Annotated in this window: 16 protein-coding genes; 10 read left to right on the top strand and 6 right to left on the bottom strand. The window is 49.9% G+C overall.

Features of this window, described 5'->3' with window-relative positions:
- Positions 1–101 precede the first annotated feature (101 nt).
- Positions 102–551 carry a LytTR family DNA-binding domain-containing protein gene (locus NYE33_RS03120; RefSeq protein ID WP_076243439.1) on the top strand — a complete coding sequence of 150 codons (450 nt, stop codon included), beginning with the start codon at positions 102–104 and terminating at the stop codon, positions 549–551.
- Positions 544–954, top strand: a complete 411-nt coding sequence (locus NYE33_RS03115) for a hypothetical protein (protein WP_336102183.1) — start codon at positions 544–546, stop codon at positions 952–954. The genes NYE33_RS03120 and NYE33_RS03115 overlap by 8 nt, the downstream gene beginning before the upstream one ends.
- Positions 955–1069: 115 nt before the next feature.
- Here the strand turns inward: NYE33_RS03115 and NYE33_RS03110 are convergent, their stop codons facing one another.
- Together NYE33_RS03110 and NYE33_RS03105 are read right to left on the bottom strand one after the other, a co-directional pair.
- Entirely contained in the window at positions 1070–3451 is a 2382-nt protein-coding gene (locus tag NYE33_RS03110; RefSeq protein ID WP_341064747.1) for a GH36-type glycosyl hydrolase domain-containing protein, read from the bottom strand.
- A 280-nt stretch (positions 3452–3731) separates the two neighbouring features.
- Positions 3732–4670, bottom strand: a complete 939-nt coding sequence (locus NYE33_RS03105) for a hypothetical protein (protein WP_341064745.1) — start codon at positions 4668–4670, stop codon at positions 3732–3734.
- A 153-nt stretch (positions 4671–4823) separates the two neighbouring features.
- Here NYE33_RS03105 and NYE33_RS03100 point away from each other — a divergent pair, with 153 nt between their 5' ends.
- On the top strand, positions 4824–5546 hold the full coding sequence (locus NYE33_RS03100; protein WP_341064741.1) for a GntR family transcriptional regulator: 723 nt from the start codon (positions 4824–4826) through the stop codon (positions 5544–5546).
- Between the two features lie 60 nt (positions 5547–5606).
- On the opposite strand, the gene NYE33_RS03095 is transcribed toward NYE33_RS03100, so the two are convergent.
- Complete coding sequence (locus tag NYE33_RS03095) at positions 5607–6692, bottom strand: hypothetical protein (RefSeq protein ID WP_076243443.1); 1086 nt, start codon at positions 6690–6692, stop codon at positions 5607–5609.
- 343 nt (positions 6693–7035) lie between these two features.
- On the opposite strand from NYE33_RS03095, the gene NYE33_RS03090 reads away from it, so the two are divergent.
- Both NYE33_RS03090 and NYE33_RS03085 read left to right on the top strand, forming a co-directional pair.
- Entirely contained in the window at positions 7036–9420 is a 2385-nt protein-coding gene (locus tag NYE33_RS03090) for a phosphoketolase family protein (RefSeq protein WP_341064737.1), read from the top strand.
- A 155-nt stretch (positions 9421–9575) separates the two neighbouring features.
- Positions 9576–9884, top strand: coding sequence for a hypothetical protein (locus NYE33_RS03085; protein WP_341064735.1), 309 nt, complete (start codon positions 9576–9578; stop codon positions 9882–9884).
- Here NYE33_RS03085 and NYE33_RS03080 read toward each other — a convergent pair.
- Both NYE33_RS03080 and NYE33_RS03075 read right to left on the bottom strand, forming a co-directional pair.
- Positions 9859–10722: a TIGR03915 family putative DNA repair protein gene (locus NYE33_RS03080; protein ID WP_341064733.1), complete on the bottom strand. Its 864-nt coding sequence runs from the start codon at positions 10720–10722 to the stop codon at positions 9859–9861. The genes NYE33_RS03085 and NYE33_RS03080 overlap by 26 nt on opposite strands.
- Positions 10722–12035: a putative DNA modification/repair radical SAM protein gene (locus NYE33_RS03075; RefSeq protein WP_336102189.1), complete on the bottom strand. Its 1314-nt coding sequence runs from the start codon at positions 12033–12035 to the stop codon at positions 10722–10724. The genes NYE33_RS03080 and NYE33_RS03075 overlap by 1 nt, the downstream gene beginning before the upstream one ends.
- 194 nt (positions 12036–12229) lie before the next feature.
- Between NYE33_RS03075 and NYE33_RS03070 the strand changes: the two genes are divergently transcribed.
- From NYE33_RS03070 to NYE33_RS03060, 3 genes are all read left to right on the top strand, one after another.
- The gene (locus NYE33_RS03070; RefSeq protein WP_039296893.1) at positions 12230–12421 is read left to right on the top strand and encodes a hypothetical protein; all 192 of its coding nucleotides are present in this window, start codon (positions 12230–12232) and stop codon (positions 12419–12421) included.
- 692 nt (positions 12422–13113) lie between these two features.
- Complete coding sequence (locus tag NYE33_RS03065; RefSeq protein WP_341064731.1) at positions 13114–15900, top strand: glycoside hydrolase family 3 C-terminal domain-containing protein; 2787 nt, start codon at positions 13114–13116, stop codon at positions 15898–15900.
- Between the two features lie 113 nt (positions 15901–16013).
- Positions 16014–17300 (top strand): glycoside hydrolase family 18 protein, encoded by a 1287-nt coding sequence (locus NYE33_RS03060; protein WP_341064729.1) that lies wholly within the window; start codon positions 16014–16016, stop codon positions 17298–17300.
- A 113-nt stretch (positions 17301–17413) separates the two neighbouring features.
- Here the strand turns inward: NYE33_RS03060 and NYE33_RS03055 are convergent, their stop codons facing one another.
- Positions 17414–17797, bottom strand: a complete 384-nt coding sequence (locus NYE33_RS03055; protein ID WP_042132815.1) for a hypothetical protein — start codon at positions 17795–17797, stop codon at positions 17414–17416.
- Positions 17798–17985: 188 nt separating this feature from the next.
- On the opposite strand from NYE33_RS03055, the gene NYE33_RS03050 reads away from it, so the two are divergent.
- Positions 17986–18882, top strand: coding sequence for a GNAT family N-acetyltransferase (locus NYE33_RS03050; protein WP_341064728.1), 897 nt, complete (start codon positions 17986–17988; stop codon positions 18880–18882).
- Positions 18883–18955: 73 nt separating this feature from the next.
- A complete protein-coding gene (locus NYE33_RS03045; protein ID WP_171716343.1) occupies positions 18956–19861 on the top strand; it encodes an AraC family transcriptional regulator in 906 nt (301 codons plus the stop codon).
- The last annotated feature ends 27 nt before the right edge of the window (positions 19862–19888 follow it).

Raw genomic sequence — 19888 nt, 5'->3', positions numbered from 1 at the left:
CTCTCCTGAAACAAACCGACGAATATATGCAAGAAAACGTAGAATGGTGGTCATTGCTCCTTTTTGATACTAATATGAAATCTGAGAGGAGGCAGTGCAGCTTGGATATTATTTTTGAAGCGGAATCAGGTATGGGGCAAGGAATTGCGAAAATAGTCACCCACCCGGCTGAACAGGGGCAATGGGGAAATATCGAAGCAGCCATTCAGGCGGCGGAGAGACGGATCGTGGTAATCAACGCCAAGAATGACCGGAATGTTTCGATTGTGACCAACACTATTGCAGTTATAGAGCCGGAAGGCCGGATGTGCAGTGTACGTGTCATTACCGGTGAAATGTTTCTGCTGAATACACGGTTGAAATTCGCATTGGAAGTGCTGGATTCACCCCGGTTCATGAAAATCAATAATCAGACCATCATTAACACCAGCTACATTAAAGAATTCTCAGCCACAGATAATGCCCGGATAAAAGTGAATTTGACAGATGGTTCATATTATTATGTCAGCCGTTACTATATGAATAATTTCAGGAGGAGTTATCATGGCTAATCAATTAAAACAGTCGTTTTTTCAGGTGTTCACCTTAACTTCGTTATGGATCACGCTGCTGCTTACGGTCTTCTTCCGGGAGCAAGCGCTGGATATGCTGTATCTCTGGCGGCTTGCGGGTATCGCTGTTATTGCTGCGGGGATCTTCGGAGTTATGTACAATGTGCTGTGGAATCATTTCACGCTACGGCCGCTGTGGAACATTCTTATTTCTTCGACCCTCAGTATAGCAGGCGGAATGGGGATGGTGTGGCTGTTCTCTGTAGATATGTTCAACCATATCAGACCATGGCTGCCTGCAATGCTGCTGTTATCCGTTGTCCTGCATACAATTGCGTTCTACTTCTATGCCAGATTGAACAGTAAGAAACAAGCTGCGGAGTTGAATAAGATATTGAAGTAGACCGGAGTCTGCGGGGGCCACAGAGGAAATGTCTGCTATACCGCAAAAAGAAAGAGAGCGTCCGTAACCGGTCCGCTCTCCTTGTCTATCCCTAAACGTTATTCCATAACAAACGTTATCCCATAACAACCAGCACATCGTTCTCTGCTGCCAATTGGGTAACAGGAATCAGGTCGCCTTGAATTTCTTCGCCGTTAATGACGATATGCGATACTCCTTTTTGCACGCCGTTCTTGTTCTCAACCTGGATATTCAGCTTCTTGCCGCGGAATTCCCGTACCATAGAGAATTCTGTCCAGTCGGAAGGTACGCACGGATTCAGGCGGAGGCCATCCTTCTGCGGCTGAACCCCCATAATGCCCTCTACCAGAGAGACCATAACGGTCGAGGCGGTGCCGGTGAGCCAGTGGACATGTGCCCGGCCTTGGTACGGGCTGTCCTTGGATTCAACAAACTGGCCATGTACGTATGGCTCCAGCTTGCGGACCTCGGCTTGATCGTTCATGCTGGCCGGACTGCAGTTCAGGAAATACTCGAACGCGCGGTCGCCGTTGCCGATCATCGTCTCGGCCAGAATCAGCCAACCCTGCGGCTGGCTGAAGATCCCGCCGTTCTCCTTGGTGGAGGCGTTGAAGAGGGCCATTAGCGCTACAGGCAGACCGTATTTACGGAACGGCGGATAGAAAATCATGGAGCCGTAATCGGTCCGCAGATTCTCGTACACTTTATCCATAGAGAGCTTGGCCTGTTCCGGACGGGCAGCGCCGCTGAGTACCGCCCAGCTTTGCGGATTCAGCCAGATTTTGCCCTCATCGTTCTCCCAGGAGCCGATGGTATAGTTGTCCTCGGTGAACCCGCGGACGAACTGGTCATTCTCCCAGGCATGCTTTTGGATATTACCGTCCAGCTCTTCGAGCAGCGCCTGTGCCCACTCTACATCTTCCGGCTTGTTTTTATTCTGGGCAATTTCCATGAATACTTTGAAGCCCATGTAGAGCTGGAAGGCAACGAACAAAGACTCCCCTTTAGCTCCAAGCCGCAGACAGTCGTTCCAGTCGGCATGCAGCCCAACCGGCATCCCGTGTGCACCCATGCGGTCCAGGCTGAACTGCAGGGCCTGGCGCAGATGTCCATATACGGTATCCTCGCCTTTATCCGAATAAGGAACTACTTCATCCGTAAAGCCCCAGTTACCGCTTTCATTTAAGTATTTGATAACCGTCGGGAACAGCCACAGGGCGTCATCCGCACGATAATGGGGATGTCCGGTTTCCCGCACGTATTCCGGGTCGTCCGGTGTGCCTTCATGGCCTGGATTATGATCAAATTTGACGAGTGGCAGTCCGCCGCCATTGGAGACCTGGGCCGAAATCATCAGTCGTAGGCGCTCGAGGGCCATCTCATGATCCAGATGGATAATGCCTTGAATATCCTGCACAGTATCCCGGTAGCCGAGCCCGTTACGCAGGCCCGAGTACTGGAAGGAGGCAGCACGCGACCAGATGAAGGTAATGAAGCACTGGTAAGCATTCCAGGTGTTGATCATATTGTTCAGATTGTCGCTCGGGGTGTGAACCTGGAAGCGGTTAAGCTTGCTGTGCCAGAACGCCTTCAGTTCTTCGAGCTCCTTCTCTACAACAGACAAATCTTTGTAGTGACTCAGAATCTCAGACGCACCCTGCTCATCATACTGTCCCAGCAGGAAGGCGACTTCTTTCTCTTCTCCCGGCTGCAGCTCCACATTGATCTGCAGGGCGCCGCAGGCATTGGTATTGTAGTTAAGTGAATTGGAACATTCGCCGTTCGCAACGGAAGCCGGGTTCCCGTAGCTGCGGTAATCGCCCAGGAAGGTATCCCGGTCGCCGTCGTAACCGGTAACTTCCGCGCCGGCTGCGCCGAAGAATCTCCAGCTCTGCTCTTCGGGGATATTTTCGTTGATGACCTGAAGGATCATATTATTCTTATAGTAAGTCCGTGAGATAAACAGGGTGTACTGCAGGTTGACGGTATCCTGCTCGTAGTTGTTATTGTTGGTCAGTTCGGCAAAACCGAAGAGAGCCAGCTTCCGGGGTTTGGTGCCGTCATTACGCACCTTCATCCGCCATACCTCGTAGGTTTTGTTCAGCGGCACATAGTATAACGATTCCGTATGGATGTTATCGTAATCCGAGACGATGTTCGTGTATCCGGTTCCATGATGGCATACCGATTGGTATTGTTCCAGATCTTTACCCACTGGCTGCCAGGAGCCGGACCAATAATCCCCGTTCTCCAGGTCTCTTACATAAATGTAGCGTCCCGGCTCGTCCTTAGAGTTGAAGTGGTAGCGGAGATGCCGTCCATTGGCCCCAGACTTCACGAAGCTGTAGCCGCCGGCATTTCCTGAGATAATCGCGCCGTATTCCGGCGAGCCAAGATAGTTGGCCCAAGGGGCAGGTGTATTAGGCTTCGTGATGAGGTACTCTTTGTTCTTTTCGTCAAAATGACCGTATTGCATAACCATTCCTCCTACAAAGTGGATGACAGGCAGGAGTGTAAACACGCGTTCACAAACGGTTGGAATTTCCCGCCCAATCTCATTATAAGACAGTTCCGGCCTACTAAGAAACCCTAATTTTTAGTGTAAAAAGCAAACAATATAATATTTTTATGGGTGTTTGTTATATTAGAACCGGGTAATCTCATGGATATGATTATGGGGAGCATTGATCAATAAGCATCTATAGATAAATGCAGTCCTTTCCCCCAAGGAGATGAACTGCATTTTTAATTAGCAATTATTTGATTGCGGCGTCTACTTCCTTCTCAAAGGCCTCCAAATACTGATTGAAGATTCCGGTATCAAAATTCGCGGTGGTATCGTTGGCTTTGGGCGGATTCTGTTGAACCAGGCTGTATAGACGATCAGTTTCGGAGGAAAGCTTCATCCAGACCTGTTTAAGAGAATCATACTTGGAATCAAGACCGGTGATATAGCTGTCGTATTCCTTTTTCTTATTCATAGTCTTGGCCAGCTGCTCAACGGTGAAATTGATATCCAGACTCTGTCCTGTACTGCCGGTCCCGCTAATCATATAGGAATGGATATCAACAAATCCCTCGTTCCACACATCGGAAATGACGAAATTCCGGATCTCTCTTAACATTTCACTTGGAGCAGGTACGGTTGATAACGAAGCTTCCGGGAGGGGCTCTTTGAAGACCTTTCTTGCTTCGCCGAATGTTTCCTGGTCTGATGAATCTGTTGCCCAGATAATTTTCAGGTCACTGATAAGAACGATCAATTCGCTTTTGAGGTTAGAGGCTTTTTGGCCTTGGATTAACACGGCCTCAACTTTCATACCGCCTTCATCAGAATAATGTGTAGACTCGAGAACCTGGGGATTCTTAAGTTTCTGGTCATCAGGTGTTTCTACGGATTGAATCATTTGAAACAGCGGCTGGGCATCCGGATAGACGTTGTCTGTAATGAAGGTTTTTTTTGCTTCACTATCCGATCCGTTTAAGAAAATGTTAACGTAGTCAAGCGCCACAGCTTCTGTATCAGACAATTTTTTTGGTGCAGGTGTTGGCGCCTCGGTAGGAATTGAGGATGCCTGTGTTTCTGCCGGAGCAGCTGCTGTAGTCGCCGATGGCTCTGCCGTGTTTTTATTTGAGCTACAGCCCGTTAGTGCCATAAAAGCAATAATAAGTCCGATAACAAATTTTCTCTTCATTTTGTATTTCCCCCTGGTAATATATTTATTTCCAGTTCTATGTACGCGGTTTGACAGGCGGGGTTTCAGGTTTGAAATTTGAGCGCTATCATTCATCCTAATATGATATATTTAATATTGAAGTTTAGGCTCGACCCGACGAAGGAGTACTACATGACACAATTTGTCTATAAGCAAATTATTGATGACCTCAAAATGAAGATTTTTGCGGGACGGTTTGCTGATATGAGATTGCCGGATGAGCGTAGTCTCAGTGAAACGTATCAGGTTAGCCGCAGTACCATTAAGCGTGCGCTGACCAAGATGGAGAGCTACGGCATTATTTTCAAGAAACGCGGATCGGGAACCTTTATTAATCCGCTGTACATAAAAAACGATTCGATTTTTAATTACGAGGGCTCTAATCTGGGGGTCTCCGACAACTTTCAAATGCATGGCAAGAAGCCGGAGATCAAAGTACTGAACTTCGAGGTTATCCGGCCTACGGAAGAGCTTCAGCGTGATTTATTCTTGCAGCCTCATGATTTCGTATATAAAATTGTCCGCCTGCGCCTGTTTGATGAGGAACCCTTTATGATTGAGACCGGATATATTCCGATTAAAATCGTACAGGATCTCGATATGGCGATTATCGAAGGATCGATCTTTCATTATCTGGAGGAGTCGCGCAATCTGGCGGTTACCAAATCCTTTTTATCTATTTTTGCCGAGCCTTCGCTGCCTAGTGATCAGGAATTGCTCCACTTGAAGGAGAATGAGCCTGTTGGAGTCATGGAAGGGATCTTCTTCCTGGATAACGGGACGCCATTTGAATTCTCGCATATGCGCTTCCATTACCAGTATCTGAAATTCAACACGTTCGTGTCTGTTCATTAACGAAAAAAAGGCCGGGAATTTCCCGGTCTTTTTGGGGTCTGCATATAATTTAGCCTCGGTTTAGCGAGGGTTTACGGTTTGTTGGGAATGCTTGAACAGCTCTTTCAGGGCAGCCAGGCTGCTGACTTTACTTATCTCTTCTTTCTTGAGGGTTACTGACTCTGTCTCTGTGTTGGTTTCGTACTTCAGGTGAAGAGCGGTCATGTTAAGAGGCAGCTTAGGGATAAACATAATCACCCTGGTGTAGGCCTCATAAATTTCAGCAAGAGCATCTTCCCTTTTCTCTGCTGTTATTGTGTGGGCGGACACATAGGCTTCAAAGCTGTTCAGATCATTCCCTGTAAACTTTATTGCGAAATTCCCGCTGAAGTCCGGATATTCTGTATCAAAAGTATAGGCCACCCGATCGGCAATCCCCCGTCCAGCCTGACTTACGATTTTCTGTTTAAGCTCCTCTTCACTCAAAAGCCGGAATCCTTTTTTCCAGTGCTCTCCTACTTTAAAATCAAAGCCCGGCAATTCAAGCCGCTGAATAGCTATGCCTGCATCTTCGGAGGAAACGCCCAAGTCATCTTCAAAGCGGAGAAAAAGTTGTTTTAGACGGTGGCTTTCTGCTTCACTGAAGAATGCTTTGGCTTTGGAGGCGATCTCGTCCAGATTCGCCCGGTTCACCGCTACGTAATTTTCATCAGATATCTCCCGGGACGAACGGGTTCCCCGATAAATAGACATAGGAATATCCTGCAGCTCAATGCCAAAATATTTCTTAACCAGAAGAGGATAATACTTCTTTTGAGCGGTTTCCTCATAATTGTTGCTGAGCTGTCTCCTAAGCGGAAGACCGCCATCCACATGGCCGTTGGTGCGGCTTACCGTAAATACCAAGCTGCGGTCATTCGCCGGCGATGCCTTAAACACCTGATACCCGTCCTCATTTAATCCTTCTTTAGACACGATAACAAATTCAGATTGATAGGTTGCATTTAAGGCCCGGACGATTCCTTTTTGATAAAGGTACCCGCTTTTGGCTAAAAATAAACCGAACCCTGTCCAAAGGCACAGGCCGATTGCGGCAAGAAGGATAAGTCCTGTAAGGGTCACTTTTACCGTAATACGGGATCGGGAGGGGGTGGATGAAGTTCTCACGAATATCTGTTCTCCTTCCTGATAGCAGCTGGGTGATATGCTTATGATTTAAACTTGTAAGTAATTCCCACAAAATGATACCGTATTTGGAATGGTGATGTCCAGAAGGGAGATGCTTTAGAAGTTTTTTCATCGAAAATTTGATTAGAATTTATTTACATAAATCATAAAATAAAGGTTATATATAAATTTATTGCTCCCGATTTCATACTATGTTCAAAATTTCACAATATTGGACCGTATCAATTGCTAAAAAGATTGAATTTATTAAAGTCAGGAGTATGATGTAACTGTAGAAGTGATACATTCAAAATACAAAGATAAAAATTAGGGAGTGGAAGAAATGGGATTATCAATCGCACAGGTGGATTATTCTTCTAAAACTTATTTGGCAAAGCTTGACGCCTACTGGCGCGCAACGAACTACATCTCCGTGGGTCAGCTCTATTTGAAGGATAACCCGTTGTTAAGAGAACCTTTGAAGGACGCAGACGTAAAAGTGAAGCCGATCGGACACTGGGGCACCATCCCTGGGCAGAACTTTATCTACGCGCATCTGAACCGCGTAATTACTAAATATGATTTGGATATGTTCTATATTGAAGGTCCGGGGCATGGCGGCCAGGTTATGGTATCGAACTCCTATCTGGACGGAAGCTACACCGAAATCTACCCGCAGATCACTCAGGATATCCCTGGACTGAAGAAATTGTTCAAACAGTTCTCCTTCCCGGGCGGAGTGGCTTCCCATGCTGCCCCAGAAACACCAGGATCGATTCATGAAGGCGGCGAGCTGGGTTACTCCTTGTCTCACAGTGTGGGCGCAGTTCTGGATAATCCGAACCTGATCTCGGCAGTTGTTGTAGGTGACGGCGAAGCAGAGACCGGACCTCTGGCGGCTTCCTGGTTCTCCAACCGGTTCATTAACCCGATTACAGATGGCGCGGTGCTGCCGATTCTGCATTTGAACGGCTTCAAGATCAGCAACCCGACCATTCTGTCCCGGATGTCCAGAGAAGAGTTAACGGCTTATTTTGCAGGAAGCGGCTGGGAACCGTTCTTCGTGGAAGGCGAGAATCCTGATCTGATGCACCCGGAAATGGCTAAGGTTCTGGACACCATTATTGAGAAGATCGAAGCGATTCAGAAGAATGCCCGTGAAAATAACGATACCACACGCCCTGCTTGGCCGATGCTGGTCTTCCGTACACCTAAAGGCTGGACCGGTCCGAAAGCGTGGGACGGTGTGCCGAATGAAGGCTCCTTCCGGGCCCATCAGGTGCCGATTCCGGTAGATCAGAAGAACATGAAGCATGCGCCTGCATTGCTCGAATGGCTGAACAGCTACAGACCTGAAGAACTATTTGATGAGAATGGCCGTTTGAACGCTGATCTGGCTGAGATTCTGCCTACTGGTAACAGACGTATGGGGATGAACCCTGTAACGAACGCCGGTAACCTGATTAAAGATCTGCACAAGCCGAATTTCCGCAACTATGCACTGGATAATTCCGTACCGGGTCAAGTGATCGCGCAGGATATGGCTGTACTGGGCAAATACCTGAAGGAGGTTGTAACGCTCAACGAAGAGAACCGCAACTTCAGAATTTTCGGACCGGATGAAACGATGTCGAACCGTCTGGGACCTGTGTTTGAAGTAACCAAACGCCAGTGGATGGATTCCATCCAGGAACCGCAGGATGAATTCCTGGCTCCTTACGGCCGTGTTATTGATTCCCAATTATCCGAGCATCAGGCGGAAGGCTTCCTCGAAGGTTATGTATTGACCGGACGTCACGGATTCTTCGCCAGCTATGAAGCGTTCCTGCGCGTTGTTGATTCGATGATTACCCAGCACTTCAAATGGCTGCGCAAGGCTACAGATCAAACTTGGCGCGCAGATATCCCGTCCTTGAACGTCATTGCCACATCAACTGTGTTCCAGCAGGATCATAACGGTTATACTCACCAGGATCCGGGTCTGCTGGGTCATCTGGCTGACAAGAAGCCGGAATTTATCCGTGAGTATCTGCCGGCGGATGCCAACTCCTTGCTGGCTGTCTTCGACACCATTCTGAATGACCGTCAGAAGATCAACCTGATTGTATCGTCCAAGCACCCGCGTCCGCAGTGGTTCTCGGCAGATGAAGCTCAGGAACTGGTGGACAAAGGCCTCAAAATCATTGACTGGGCAAGCACCGACAAGGGCGGAGAGCCGGATGTGGTTATTGCTTCGTCGGGTACAGAACCTACTATGGAGAGCTTGGCTGCAATCTCGATTCTACATGAGAAGCTGCCTGAGCTGAAAATCCGCTATATCAACGTGGTAGATCTGCTGAAGCTGAGAAGCCAAAAGCTCGATCCGCGCGGCTTATCTGACGAGGAGTTTGATCAATTTTTCACAAAGGATAAACCGGTCATCTTTGCCTTCCACGGCTATGAAGGCCTGATCAAAGACCTGTTCTTCGACCGCCACAACCATAACCTGCATGTACATGGCTACCGCGAGAATGGCGACATCACTACACCGTTCGATATGCGCGTACTCAACCAGATGGACCGCTTCGACCTCACGAAGGAAGCTGTGCTGAGCTTGCCGGAGGCCGGCAAATATCAGGCGATTGCTGATGAAATGGATGCCATGGTGAAGAAACATAACCAATACATCCGTGAAGAAGGCATCGATCTTCCAGAGGTTGAGAACTGGGTATGGAAGGCTTTGAACTAATTAACGTTCACACGTGTAAATTGAATTAAATAGTAAGTTCTCAAGAAGGGAGTGCTCCGGGTGGTCATGATAATGACTGCGGGGCACTCTTTTTGTGCTGGATAATATTATAACCAATGCATTTTGAGAGAAAATGATAGTGTTGATTATCCGACTTGAACAATATCGCCTTTATTCACGGGAATTCAGGATATCAGCTTTGTCCCTATTTCGATCATGGATTAAGTCTATTATCAGACACGGCAGATTATTCTTTAAGTATGCCAATAGATGTTGCTTTGCGAAGCGTCAAAGCCAAACCGTTCAGCAAAGATTTCTCCAAACAGGCCCGTGCACTTGATACAACCCTCCGGTTTAATCGCTACTCTGTACTGCAATTCATAGAGCAAAATGATAAGGAACTGGGCAGAGTGTCCAAGGTGCTCAGGTCACAAATACTTAAGTATGAGTATTTGTTTGTCTGAGTGAAGCAGGGAGCGGGCCGATGGTCTTCGGCGGCTCCGGCTGTAGCGCCTTCTTCCGCTGCGCAGCAGCGAGTGCAGGGACGCCATTGCTGCCGTTCATCTCAACCATATGCTTCCAGTACCGCTTGGGCATCAGTGAGGTGCGCAGGCGGTCGTTTCGGCGTTCTTTAATCCCGATCGCATGATAGAAGCCTGTCCATAAGCGGCGATAGGCTTCTTCTGCTTCATCCGGCTCAGGTGCTATCCAACCGCTTAGCGGTATGATAGCCTCCCGTCCGGGTTCATGAATCAGCGCTACTTCATGAGTCTGGTCGTAGATCATGAAGCTCTCGCCCTGAAACCGGTCGCAGAAATGCTCCTGAATCACAGGAAGGATGTATCCCTGCGGCTCAATAACCGCAGCCATGACCGGACCGTATACGGAGAAACGGACAAAACCCAGATACAGATGACCTTCCCGCCGAAGCTGCTGAACCGCCTTCTGTAAGGCGTGCACCGTATCATCGGCCAGCATATTCATCACCTTGCGGCCATGCTTGAAGCCGAGATACAGAAAATTCAGCAGCAGCAGTTCCTTCCCCGGTGTGTTTGACCAGAACCCCAGACGGACCAGTTCCTCCGCTTCCTGGCTGATCCGGATCGGGATAGACTTCAGGACTCTCTCTGCTTTGGCGTGGTCAGTTTCGATCCACTTCGATTCCAGCAGCAGGCCCTGCTCCTCGCCCTCTGAATGAACGGCCAGCGGAATCTCCTTCCAGGTATAACTCTCAAATACACAGCACAGCAGGCCCTGGAAGCTGCCATCATAGGTATAAGCCAGAACGGACGGCTTGAACATCAGGCTTCCGCTCCTTTCTTGAACCCTGCCCATCCTTCTGCTGCCGGCAAGGCCGATGCGTAGTGGTCGTCGAACAAGGTCAGCTGCTCAACTTGGTGCGGCTGATAGGGGGCCAGCTGTTGGCCGGACATTAGCGAACGAAGCAGGGTATGTTCACTGACTTTCAGCCCTTCCAGCGGTTTGCCCTTGCAGGTGATGAAGAATTGGGCCCGCTTGAGCACGACGCCAAGCTTCTTCAGCGCTTGGAAATCCAGCGTTCCCGCCCGTCTTGCCTTCACTATCCGCTGTGCGCTCCTTACGCCGATACCGGGTACACGCAGCAGCATTTCATACGGAGCGCGGTTGATCTCAACCGGGAACTGCTCCCGGTGGTTAACGGCCCAGCTGCATTTCGGATCAAGCAGCGGATTGAAGTTGGGTACGGCTTCGTCCAATAATTCGCTTGCCTGAAAGCCGTAGAAGCGCAGCAGCCAATCAGCCTGATAGAGCCGGTGCTCCCGCAGCAGCGGAGGTTCGGTGTCCAAAGAGGGCAGCAGCGAATCCTCGATCACCGGGGTATAGGCAGAGAAAAACACGCGCTTCAATGCGTACTTCTTGTACAGGCCCTCCGTTAGATTCAGAATTTGATAATCCGTATCGGGCGAGGCGCCCACAATCATCTGTGTGCTCTGGCCGGCGGGAGCGAAGCGGGGAGCGTGATTATATTTTACGATATCGGAGCTGTTCTCCGTAATCCGGTCTTTAATCAGCCCCATCGGCTTCAGAATGGATACTTTGCTCTTGTCGGGAGCGAGAACCCCGAGACTCTCCTGCGAGGGCAGCTCGATATTGACGCTCATGCGGTCAGCAAGCAGTCCGAGTCTGGACAGCAGGGCGTCGTCAGATCCGGGAATCGCTTTTACATGAATATAGCCGTTGAAATGGTACACATTCCGCAGCAGCTCCAGTGCTGCTATCAGTTGCTCGGTTGTATAATCCGGATTGCGCATAATCCCTGAGCTGAGGAACAGCCCTTCTATGTAATTGCGGCGGTAGAACTGCATGGTAAGATCCGCGATCTCTTCGGGGGTAAAAGCCGCCCGGCGGACGGGATTGGATTTGCGGTTAATGCAATAGGCACAATCATATACACAGGCGTTGGTCATAAGCACCTTCAGCAGCGAAATACAGCGGCCGTCCGCCGCAAAGCTGTGGCAGATGCCCATTGCAGCAGTACTGCCCAAGCTTCCGGCCTGGCCTTTGCGGTCTGAACCGCTTGAAGTGCAGGCTACATCATATTTGGCCGAAGCGGTCAGAATCTCAAGTTTCTCCATAACATCCACGATCACAAGCCCCCTCATAGAGGAAAGTATATAACGAACGTATGTTCTTGTCAAAGGCATCTCTATGTGCCGGTTACCCGTGCAGAATGTATGCGCATTCCTTATTATGCTATAATAGTTTCTAATGGTTCATAGCATTTAGAACTGTACTGTTTCTGAAAATTGGGTTAGGAGTGTTGCTGGGAATGAGAGGATACAACATTTGGCGGCCAATCATGCTGATTGCGGTTGCGTTGCTTACGAGAACCTTGGTTTCAAGTATTTGTCTGATGTTTGGGATGTCGCAGGAATCGGCAAGCAGCGTCGCCATGCTTGGCATGGTTGTTGCCGCTCTTGTAATGTATAACCGTATGATGAAGAGCCGCCGCCGCAAATAAATAGAAGTCCGTAAGTTCCCCGGGTGAAACGAATTGTATGCGAGAACATTTGAAGACACCCGCACAGGTGTCTTTTTTCATGGTTTGGGGAATTACACCATTCCCCAAACCTTAGATGGAAACAGCATTGGAGGGGAGGGCTGCGGCGGCGGCCAGAAATAGATGGATTTTGTCCACTTGCTAATGAACGTAAGAGCCTTTGCCAAGCAACAGTTGGAAAAACAGCACTTAATAGGCTACAAATAGATCAGAGTCGAGATAATGCAACAGAATAAATGACGTTTATCCATTTAATTACGTCTACCTCTCGAATAAACCTAAATTAGGATACGTTTTTCCAATTAATTATGCGGAATGCATGATACCCCTATGACCACCATTGTATGTCACTACTAATTTTAATGGGAATTTAGCCGGCAACGGTGATCAAGGAACTAATCTAATGTAGTAAGGTGCTGATTCGCCCTCCGGGCGATTTTGTTCTTAAGAGGGGTTCCGGGCGAAGAGAATGCGGTTGCCCGGTTTTGCTTTTTAAGCTGCAGAGCTTGTATATTAGGGCTGTAGCTTTTATTCTTAGAAGGATATGCTATATAAATAACAACAAAGGTTCAAGATATCGTGAATCCCGTAAGGGAGGGTGTTATCTATAGAATCAATACACGTTGGGAAACGAACAAACAGGAGGAAACCAATTGAGTACACAGAATATCGGAGTGCCGTTAGAGGGTTTTGCAGAATTTAGCCGGGTAGTAGCCGCAGAGGGCACGGTGTTGCTTAAGAATGAGGGGCAGGTGCTTCCGCTTGGAAACGGCGAGAGCGTTGCCATTTTTGGCAGAATACAAGTGAATTACTACCGCAGCGGTACAGGATCAGGCGGAAGTGTTCATGTTGCATATACGACTAACCTGCTCGACGGTCTGCGCAGCAAGAAGAACATCAGTGTTAATGAAGAACTGGCAGCAGCTTACGAGGATTGGATCGGACTTAACCCGTTTGACGACGGCGGAAAAGTATGGGCGGCTGAGCCGTGGAACCAGAAGGAAATGCCGCTTACGGATGAGCTGGTGAAGAAAGCAAGAAGCCAGTCGGCCAAGGCTGTTGTAGTGATTGGACGTACCGCCGGTGAGGATCAGGACAATGCCGATGCACCGGGAAGCTACCGGTTGACGGAAGATGAGAAGGCTATGCTTACGCAGGTTACGGCTCATTTTGAACAGATTGTTGTTGTGCTCAATGTCTCGAATATTATGGATATGAGCTGGGTTAACGATGCCGGATATGTACATCCCATCTCTGCTGTGATCTATTCCTGGCATGGCGGTATGGAAGGCGGCAATGCGATTGCCGATGTACTGGCCGGAGAGGTGACGCCAAGCGGCAAGCTGACGGATACGATCGCGTATTCCATTGAGGATTACCCGTCCACAAGCAACTACGGCAATGAGTTCAAGAACCTGTATGAGGAAGATATCTATGTAGGATACCGTTATTTCGAGACCTTCTGTCCGGATAAGGTTCAGTATGAATTCGGCTATGGCATCTCCTACACCGCCTTTGAGCTTGCGCCGGAGGAAGCGAAGCTGGTGGACCAGGCGGGTGAACCACAGATTCAGATCGGTGTAACTGTAACCAATACAGGAGATACCTACTCCGGTAAAGAAGTGGTGCAGGTATATTATGAAGCGCCGCAGGGACAACTGGGCAAACCAGCCAAAGCGCTGGCGGCATTCGGGAAGACCAAGCTGCTTGAGCCGGGAGAGTCCCAGCACCTTACGGTAAGCTTCCCGCTCCATTCTCTGGCTTCGTATGATGACGCCGGAGTGACAGGGCATCCTTCCGCTTATGTACTGGAAGCTGGAACCTACCGCTTCTACGTGGGAACCAGTGTTAAAGCCGTGACGGAAGTTAACGTAGATGGACAAGCAGGTTATGTTCTGGATGAGCTTAAGGTTGTAGAGCAGCTGCAAGAGGCGATGGCACCGACTGAGAGCTTCAAGAGAATGAAACCGGGGGCCCGGAAGGAAGACGGTTCTTATGAACTGATCTCTGCTGAGGTGCCGGTACGCAAGGTAGATATGGCAGCGCGGATTGAAAGCAATCTTCCGGAGACATTGGTACAGACCGGCAATCAGGGCCATACCTTGCGAGATGTTCATGAAGGCAAAGTCAGCATGAATACGTTCATTGCCCAGCTCAGCGACCATGATCTGGCGGCCATTGTCAGAGGCGAAGGAATGAGCAGTCCGCTGGTTACGCCGGGGACGGCTTCGGCTTTCGGCGGAGTCAGCGACAGCCTGTTCAGTTACGGTATTCCGGTTGCCGCTACAGCAGACGGCCCGTCCGGTATCCGGATGGACAGCGGACAGAAGGCAACCCAGGTATCGATTGGCACCCTGCTTGCTGCTACATGGAATGCAGAACTGGTTGAAGAGCTGTATGTTATGGAAGGCCAGGAATTATTGCGCAACCAGGTGGATGCATTGCTGGGACCGGGTCTTAATATCCGCCGCAGTCCGCTGAACGGGCGTAACTTCGAATATTTCTCTGAAGACCCGCTGATCTCAGGGATCTTCGCTGCCGCATGCACGCGCGGTATTATGAAGGGCGGCTCCAATGCCACGCTGAAGCACTTCGCCTGCAACAACCAGGAGAAGCACCGCAGCAAAGTGGATGCTGTCGTATCCGAACGCGCGCTGCGCGAGATTTACCTGAAGGGCTTCGAAATTGCTGTGAAGCAGGGCGGTGCGAATTCGATCATGACCTCCTATAATCCGGTCAACGGACACTGGGCAGCTTCTAACTATGATCTGAATACCACGCTGCTGCGCGGTGAATGGGGCTTCCGGGGGATTGTAATGACCGACTGGTGGGCAATCATGAATGATGTCGTGAATGGAGGCGCTGCGGACCGCAAGAACACGAACTGGATGGTCCGGGCACAGAACGATCTATACATGGTAGTATCCAATTATGGTGCGGAAGTCAACGCCTATGATGACAATACGCTCGAATCATTGGAGAATGGAACACTTACCCGTGGCGAGCTTCAGCGCTCGGCCATCAACATTTGCGAATTCATCATGCAGGCACCGGTCTTCTCCAGAAAGCATGAGATTGTAGAAGCTGTCGAGACCTTTAAGGCAGACTCTTCCCTGGTGGTTGAGCAGGTTCAGGTGTTGAGCCAGAACGCACAGGTTGCACCTAGTGTGTCTGGACCAACCTATATCCAGGCGGATGAAGCCGGTGAGTACCGGATCTTCGTCAGCATCATGTCCCCGGAACCCGAGCTTGCCCAAAGCGCCTGCAACGTGACCCTGAACGGACAGCCAGTGACCACCATTCAGACGAACGGGACAGAAGGCAAATGGATCAGACAGAAGCTGGTCAAGATCGGACTTGAGGCCGGTCTGTATGAAATGAAGCTGGACTTCGTCAAACCGGGTCTGGAAATTGAGTGGATTGAATTCAAGCAGGTGTAACAGCTTTTAATTTCAGGACACCCTCCGGGGTGTCTTTTTGCGTCCGCATACCTGCAGCACTGCCGAATAAAATAGGGGTATAACTGCTACTATGAAGGGGTGAGCATGGAAAGATGCAAATACATGTTGTGCAGCCGGGACAGACGCTGTATGGGATCGCTGATGCTTATGGCGTGAACATGGATACGATAACTGAGGCGAATCAGTTGTCTGCGCCAGAGAGACTGGTCATTAGACAAACGCTGGTGATTCCTATCGTAGGCCAGTATTATTGGGTTCAACAGGGGGATAGCTTCTATAGTATCGCGAAGAGATTCGGCCTGAAGGCCAGCGATCTGGCAGAAGTGAACGGGCTGACGCTGAACCTGCCGCTGCAGGCCGGGTTCCGCCTGTACATACCTCCTGTGCCAAGGCGGCAGGCAGAAGTGAATGCCTATATTGAGCCGAGAGGGGAAGCGGTCTCCCAGGCGCTGCAGAATGCTGCCGCAGAAGCTGCCCCTGAGCTTACGTATCTGGCTCCGTTTAGTTTCCGGATTAAGCGGGACGGCTCGCTGCAGGCGCCGCCGCTGGATAATCTGGCTTCAATCGCGGCGCAGAACCGGGTCACGCTGATGCTGGTCGTCACGAATCTGGAGGATGCCCAGTTCAGCTCGGAGCTGGGACGGATTATACTGAATGATGTAGCGGTGCAGGACCGGCTGCTGGAGAACATTGTGACAGAGGCGAAGCGGCTGAATTTCAGAGATATCCACTTTGACCTGGAATTCCTCCGGCCGGAGGACCGCGAAGCGTATAATGCCTTTTTGCGCAAGGCAGCGGACATCATTCACAAGGAGGGCTTCCTGCTGTCGACTGCACTTGCTCCCAAAACCAGTGCCTCCCAAACCGGGGCCTGGTATACGGCGCATGACTATAAAGTGCATGGCCAGGTTGCTGATTTTGTCATTATTATGACCTACGAATGGGGATACAGCGGAGGCCCGCCGATGGCCGTTTCGCCTATAGGACCGGTGCGTCAGGTGCTGACGTATGCGGCCAGTGAAATTCCCCCCGGCAAAATTATGATGGGCCAGAATCTGTACGGCTACGATTGGACTTTGCCTTATGTGGCTGGCGGAGAGTATGCCAAAGCACTTAGCCCGCAGGCGGCAATTGATCTGGCGAGGAACAGGAATGCCGCCATTCAGTACGACTATAAAGCCCAGGCTCCGCATTTCGATTACACCGATGACGCAGGCCGGCAGCATAAGGTATGGTTCGAAGATGCCCGCTCGATTCAGGCCAAGTTCGATTTGATCAAGGAGCTGGGTCTCCGGGGCATCAGCTATTGGAAGCTTGGTCTGCCTTTTCCGCAGAATTGGCTGTTAATAGAAGATAACTTCATTGTGGTCAAAAAATAAACCGGCAACGTCCCCCTTTTTGGCAGAAAAGCAGCTGAAAAAGAAACGGCTGGCGCCCTCAATAGGAGTGCACAGCCGTTTCTGCTTATGCCGCTGCTTATACCGTTACAGCGTTAGCCCATTAAGCCCTTGAGACCGCCCAGGAAGGGCCGGATCGACTTAATCATATTGTAGCCCATCTTCATGACAGGCATCGCCTTCTGCACCATTCCGAACATTCCCATGAATTTCCCCAGACCTCCGATACCGGCAGCTCCGCCTGCCCCGCCCATGAACGATCCGAGTAAAGGCATGAAGCCGGAGACATCTGCTTTCCGGGCACCTGAAGACGATTTCCGTTTAGACTTATGATGTGTGCTTGTTCTGGAGAGGATTACTGCTTCTTTATTAAGGTCTGTTATCCATCCTACATATGAACGTCCATCATGCAAAGTAATGCAGACCGGCCGGCCCTTCAACTGCTGCGCCCGCTTGCGGATTTTTGTTGAATTTGCCATTCGTCACTCACCTCATTGTTCTATTTACTATATTTTACTCAGAACCTGGAAGGCGGCTTGTGCGGGTATGGAGTTTTCCGGAATAAATTGAACAACCATGTGCTGTATTTTCCATAAAAATATCGTAATATCAATATGCAGTGGTATAATCTGCCATTTCTATATTCTAATCCAAGGGGGAGAGGCATTTGACCGACATCCGGAATCTGGCGGTATTTATCTGTGCCCGTAATACTGAAAGCCAGCAATGCGGGTACGTGGGCAGCGCACTTGATGATATTCTTCATGACCTGAGTGACGGTATGGCAGAAGCAAGCCTCGTGTTGTATGAGGGAGAAGAAATCACGGGTGCAATTATATTGGACACCTATGACGTAGGCGGTGGACAAGAGGATATAGAAGTGTGGGGACCCTTTTATTCCGCCCGCCCTGAGGATGAACTCCAGCTGTTATTCAGGTATCTGAGCGAAGCCGCGGACTCAGCGGCGATCCGGTATATCCACTTGTTCACCCGTGCGGATAATGTTCCGCTGATTGAATATGCCGCCCGCTATCGTACCGAGAAGGTGAGAACCCACTATCATTATTCGATGGATACTGATTTACCGCTTAATAGCAGCAGTTACGGGGACCTGTCCATTGTGCCCGTCACAGAGCCTGAGTCGGAGTGGCTGGATCAGATTATTGAACTGCATAATCAAGGCTTCCAGGGAGCGACTTTGACACAAGAGCATATCACAGCGGAAATAGAGGATAGCGGCAACAGTAATTATGATATCTACGCTGTCCTTAACGAGGGTTCTTTCATAGGATACATAATTGTTAGAAGAAATGCTCTGACCGGCATCCTCCATCTGGAGTACATCTGTATCCGCCCTGATGAGAGAAGCCGGGGAACGGGCAGGAAGTTGATTGCCTATCTGGCGGAGACCTATAGAGGTCTGGGTTATACACGCATCGGGCTGGATGTCAACGAGGAGAATGAAGCAGCGGTCCGCTTCTATGACAAGAACGGGTTCAGCAGGGATAGTGTATTGAAGCATATCATTATCGGCGGGAAGATGGAGCCGGCGGTGCTGGCGTAAGGACAGTGCAATTCAGATCAAATATGGGGAAATGCTCTTTGTTATGATTCTTGATGAAAGGAGGGGAACATCATTGTACGAATGGAACGAGATGGTTCAGCTCATGATTGACTGGATCGAAGAAGACCTTGCGGCTTCGCCCACGCTGCTGAAGATGTCTGAACAGCTGGGATATTCGCCGTATTATTGCACCAAGCAGTTTCATGCTCTGACCGGGATGACGCTGCGGGATTACATCTGGCAGCGCAGAATCGGCCGGGCGGCCCTGGAGCTGAGGGATACGGATACGCGGATACTCGATATTGCCGTGAAGTTCGGCTTTTCTTCACAGGAGGCATTCTCGCGGGCGTTTCTTAGAGCCTTCAAGATTACTCCCCATGCCTACCGCAAAGCCCCGCGGCCGATTCCGCTCGCCATTCGGGCCGAGGTGTTCTCCCCTTATCATTATCTGATCAGGGAGCGGGATAGAATGAGACAAGTGCATTTGCAGGAAGCAGAGATCAAGCTTGAGTTCATACCGGCGCATAAATTCATCGGCATCCGGGATATCGACTCGAAGAATTACGGAGGGTTCTGGGAGAACGGGCATGACTGCGATGAGGTCTCCGGAACGCTGGAGAGCATGTCTCATCATACGCTTCCAGGGCAGTTGGGCCAGACGGCAGGCTGGTTCTATCAGGATGGGCGCAAGGGTTACCTGTACGGCATTCCTGTTGCAGCAGACTATGATGGTGAAATACCGGAGGGCATGGAGTGCCGTGATGTGCCGGAATCGGAGTATCTGGTCTTTTTTCACCCGCCGTTTGATTATTTGCAGGACAATGGGCAGGTGATGCGCATCGTAGAGGAAGTGGCCTGGAATTATGATCCGGCGGCCATGGGCTATGCATGGGACGAAGAGGTCAAGCAGGACTATCAGCGCCATTTCCCCGAAGGGTACGGGTATGCGGTGCTGCGGCCGGTCCGTAAATTGGCTTAATCCGCGGGCTGCCGCCCAAACAAGGAG

Source organism: Paenibacillus sp. FSL R10-2199 (assembly GCF_038000235.1).
Lineage (GTDB): Bacteria > Bacillota > Bacilli > Paenibacillales > Paenibacillaceae > Paenibacillus_AQ > Paenibacillus_AQ phytohabitans.
The sequence above is the reverse complement of the archived record's forward strand: the minus strand, read 5'-3'. Positions and strand labels throughout refer to the sequence as shown.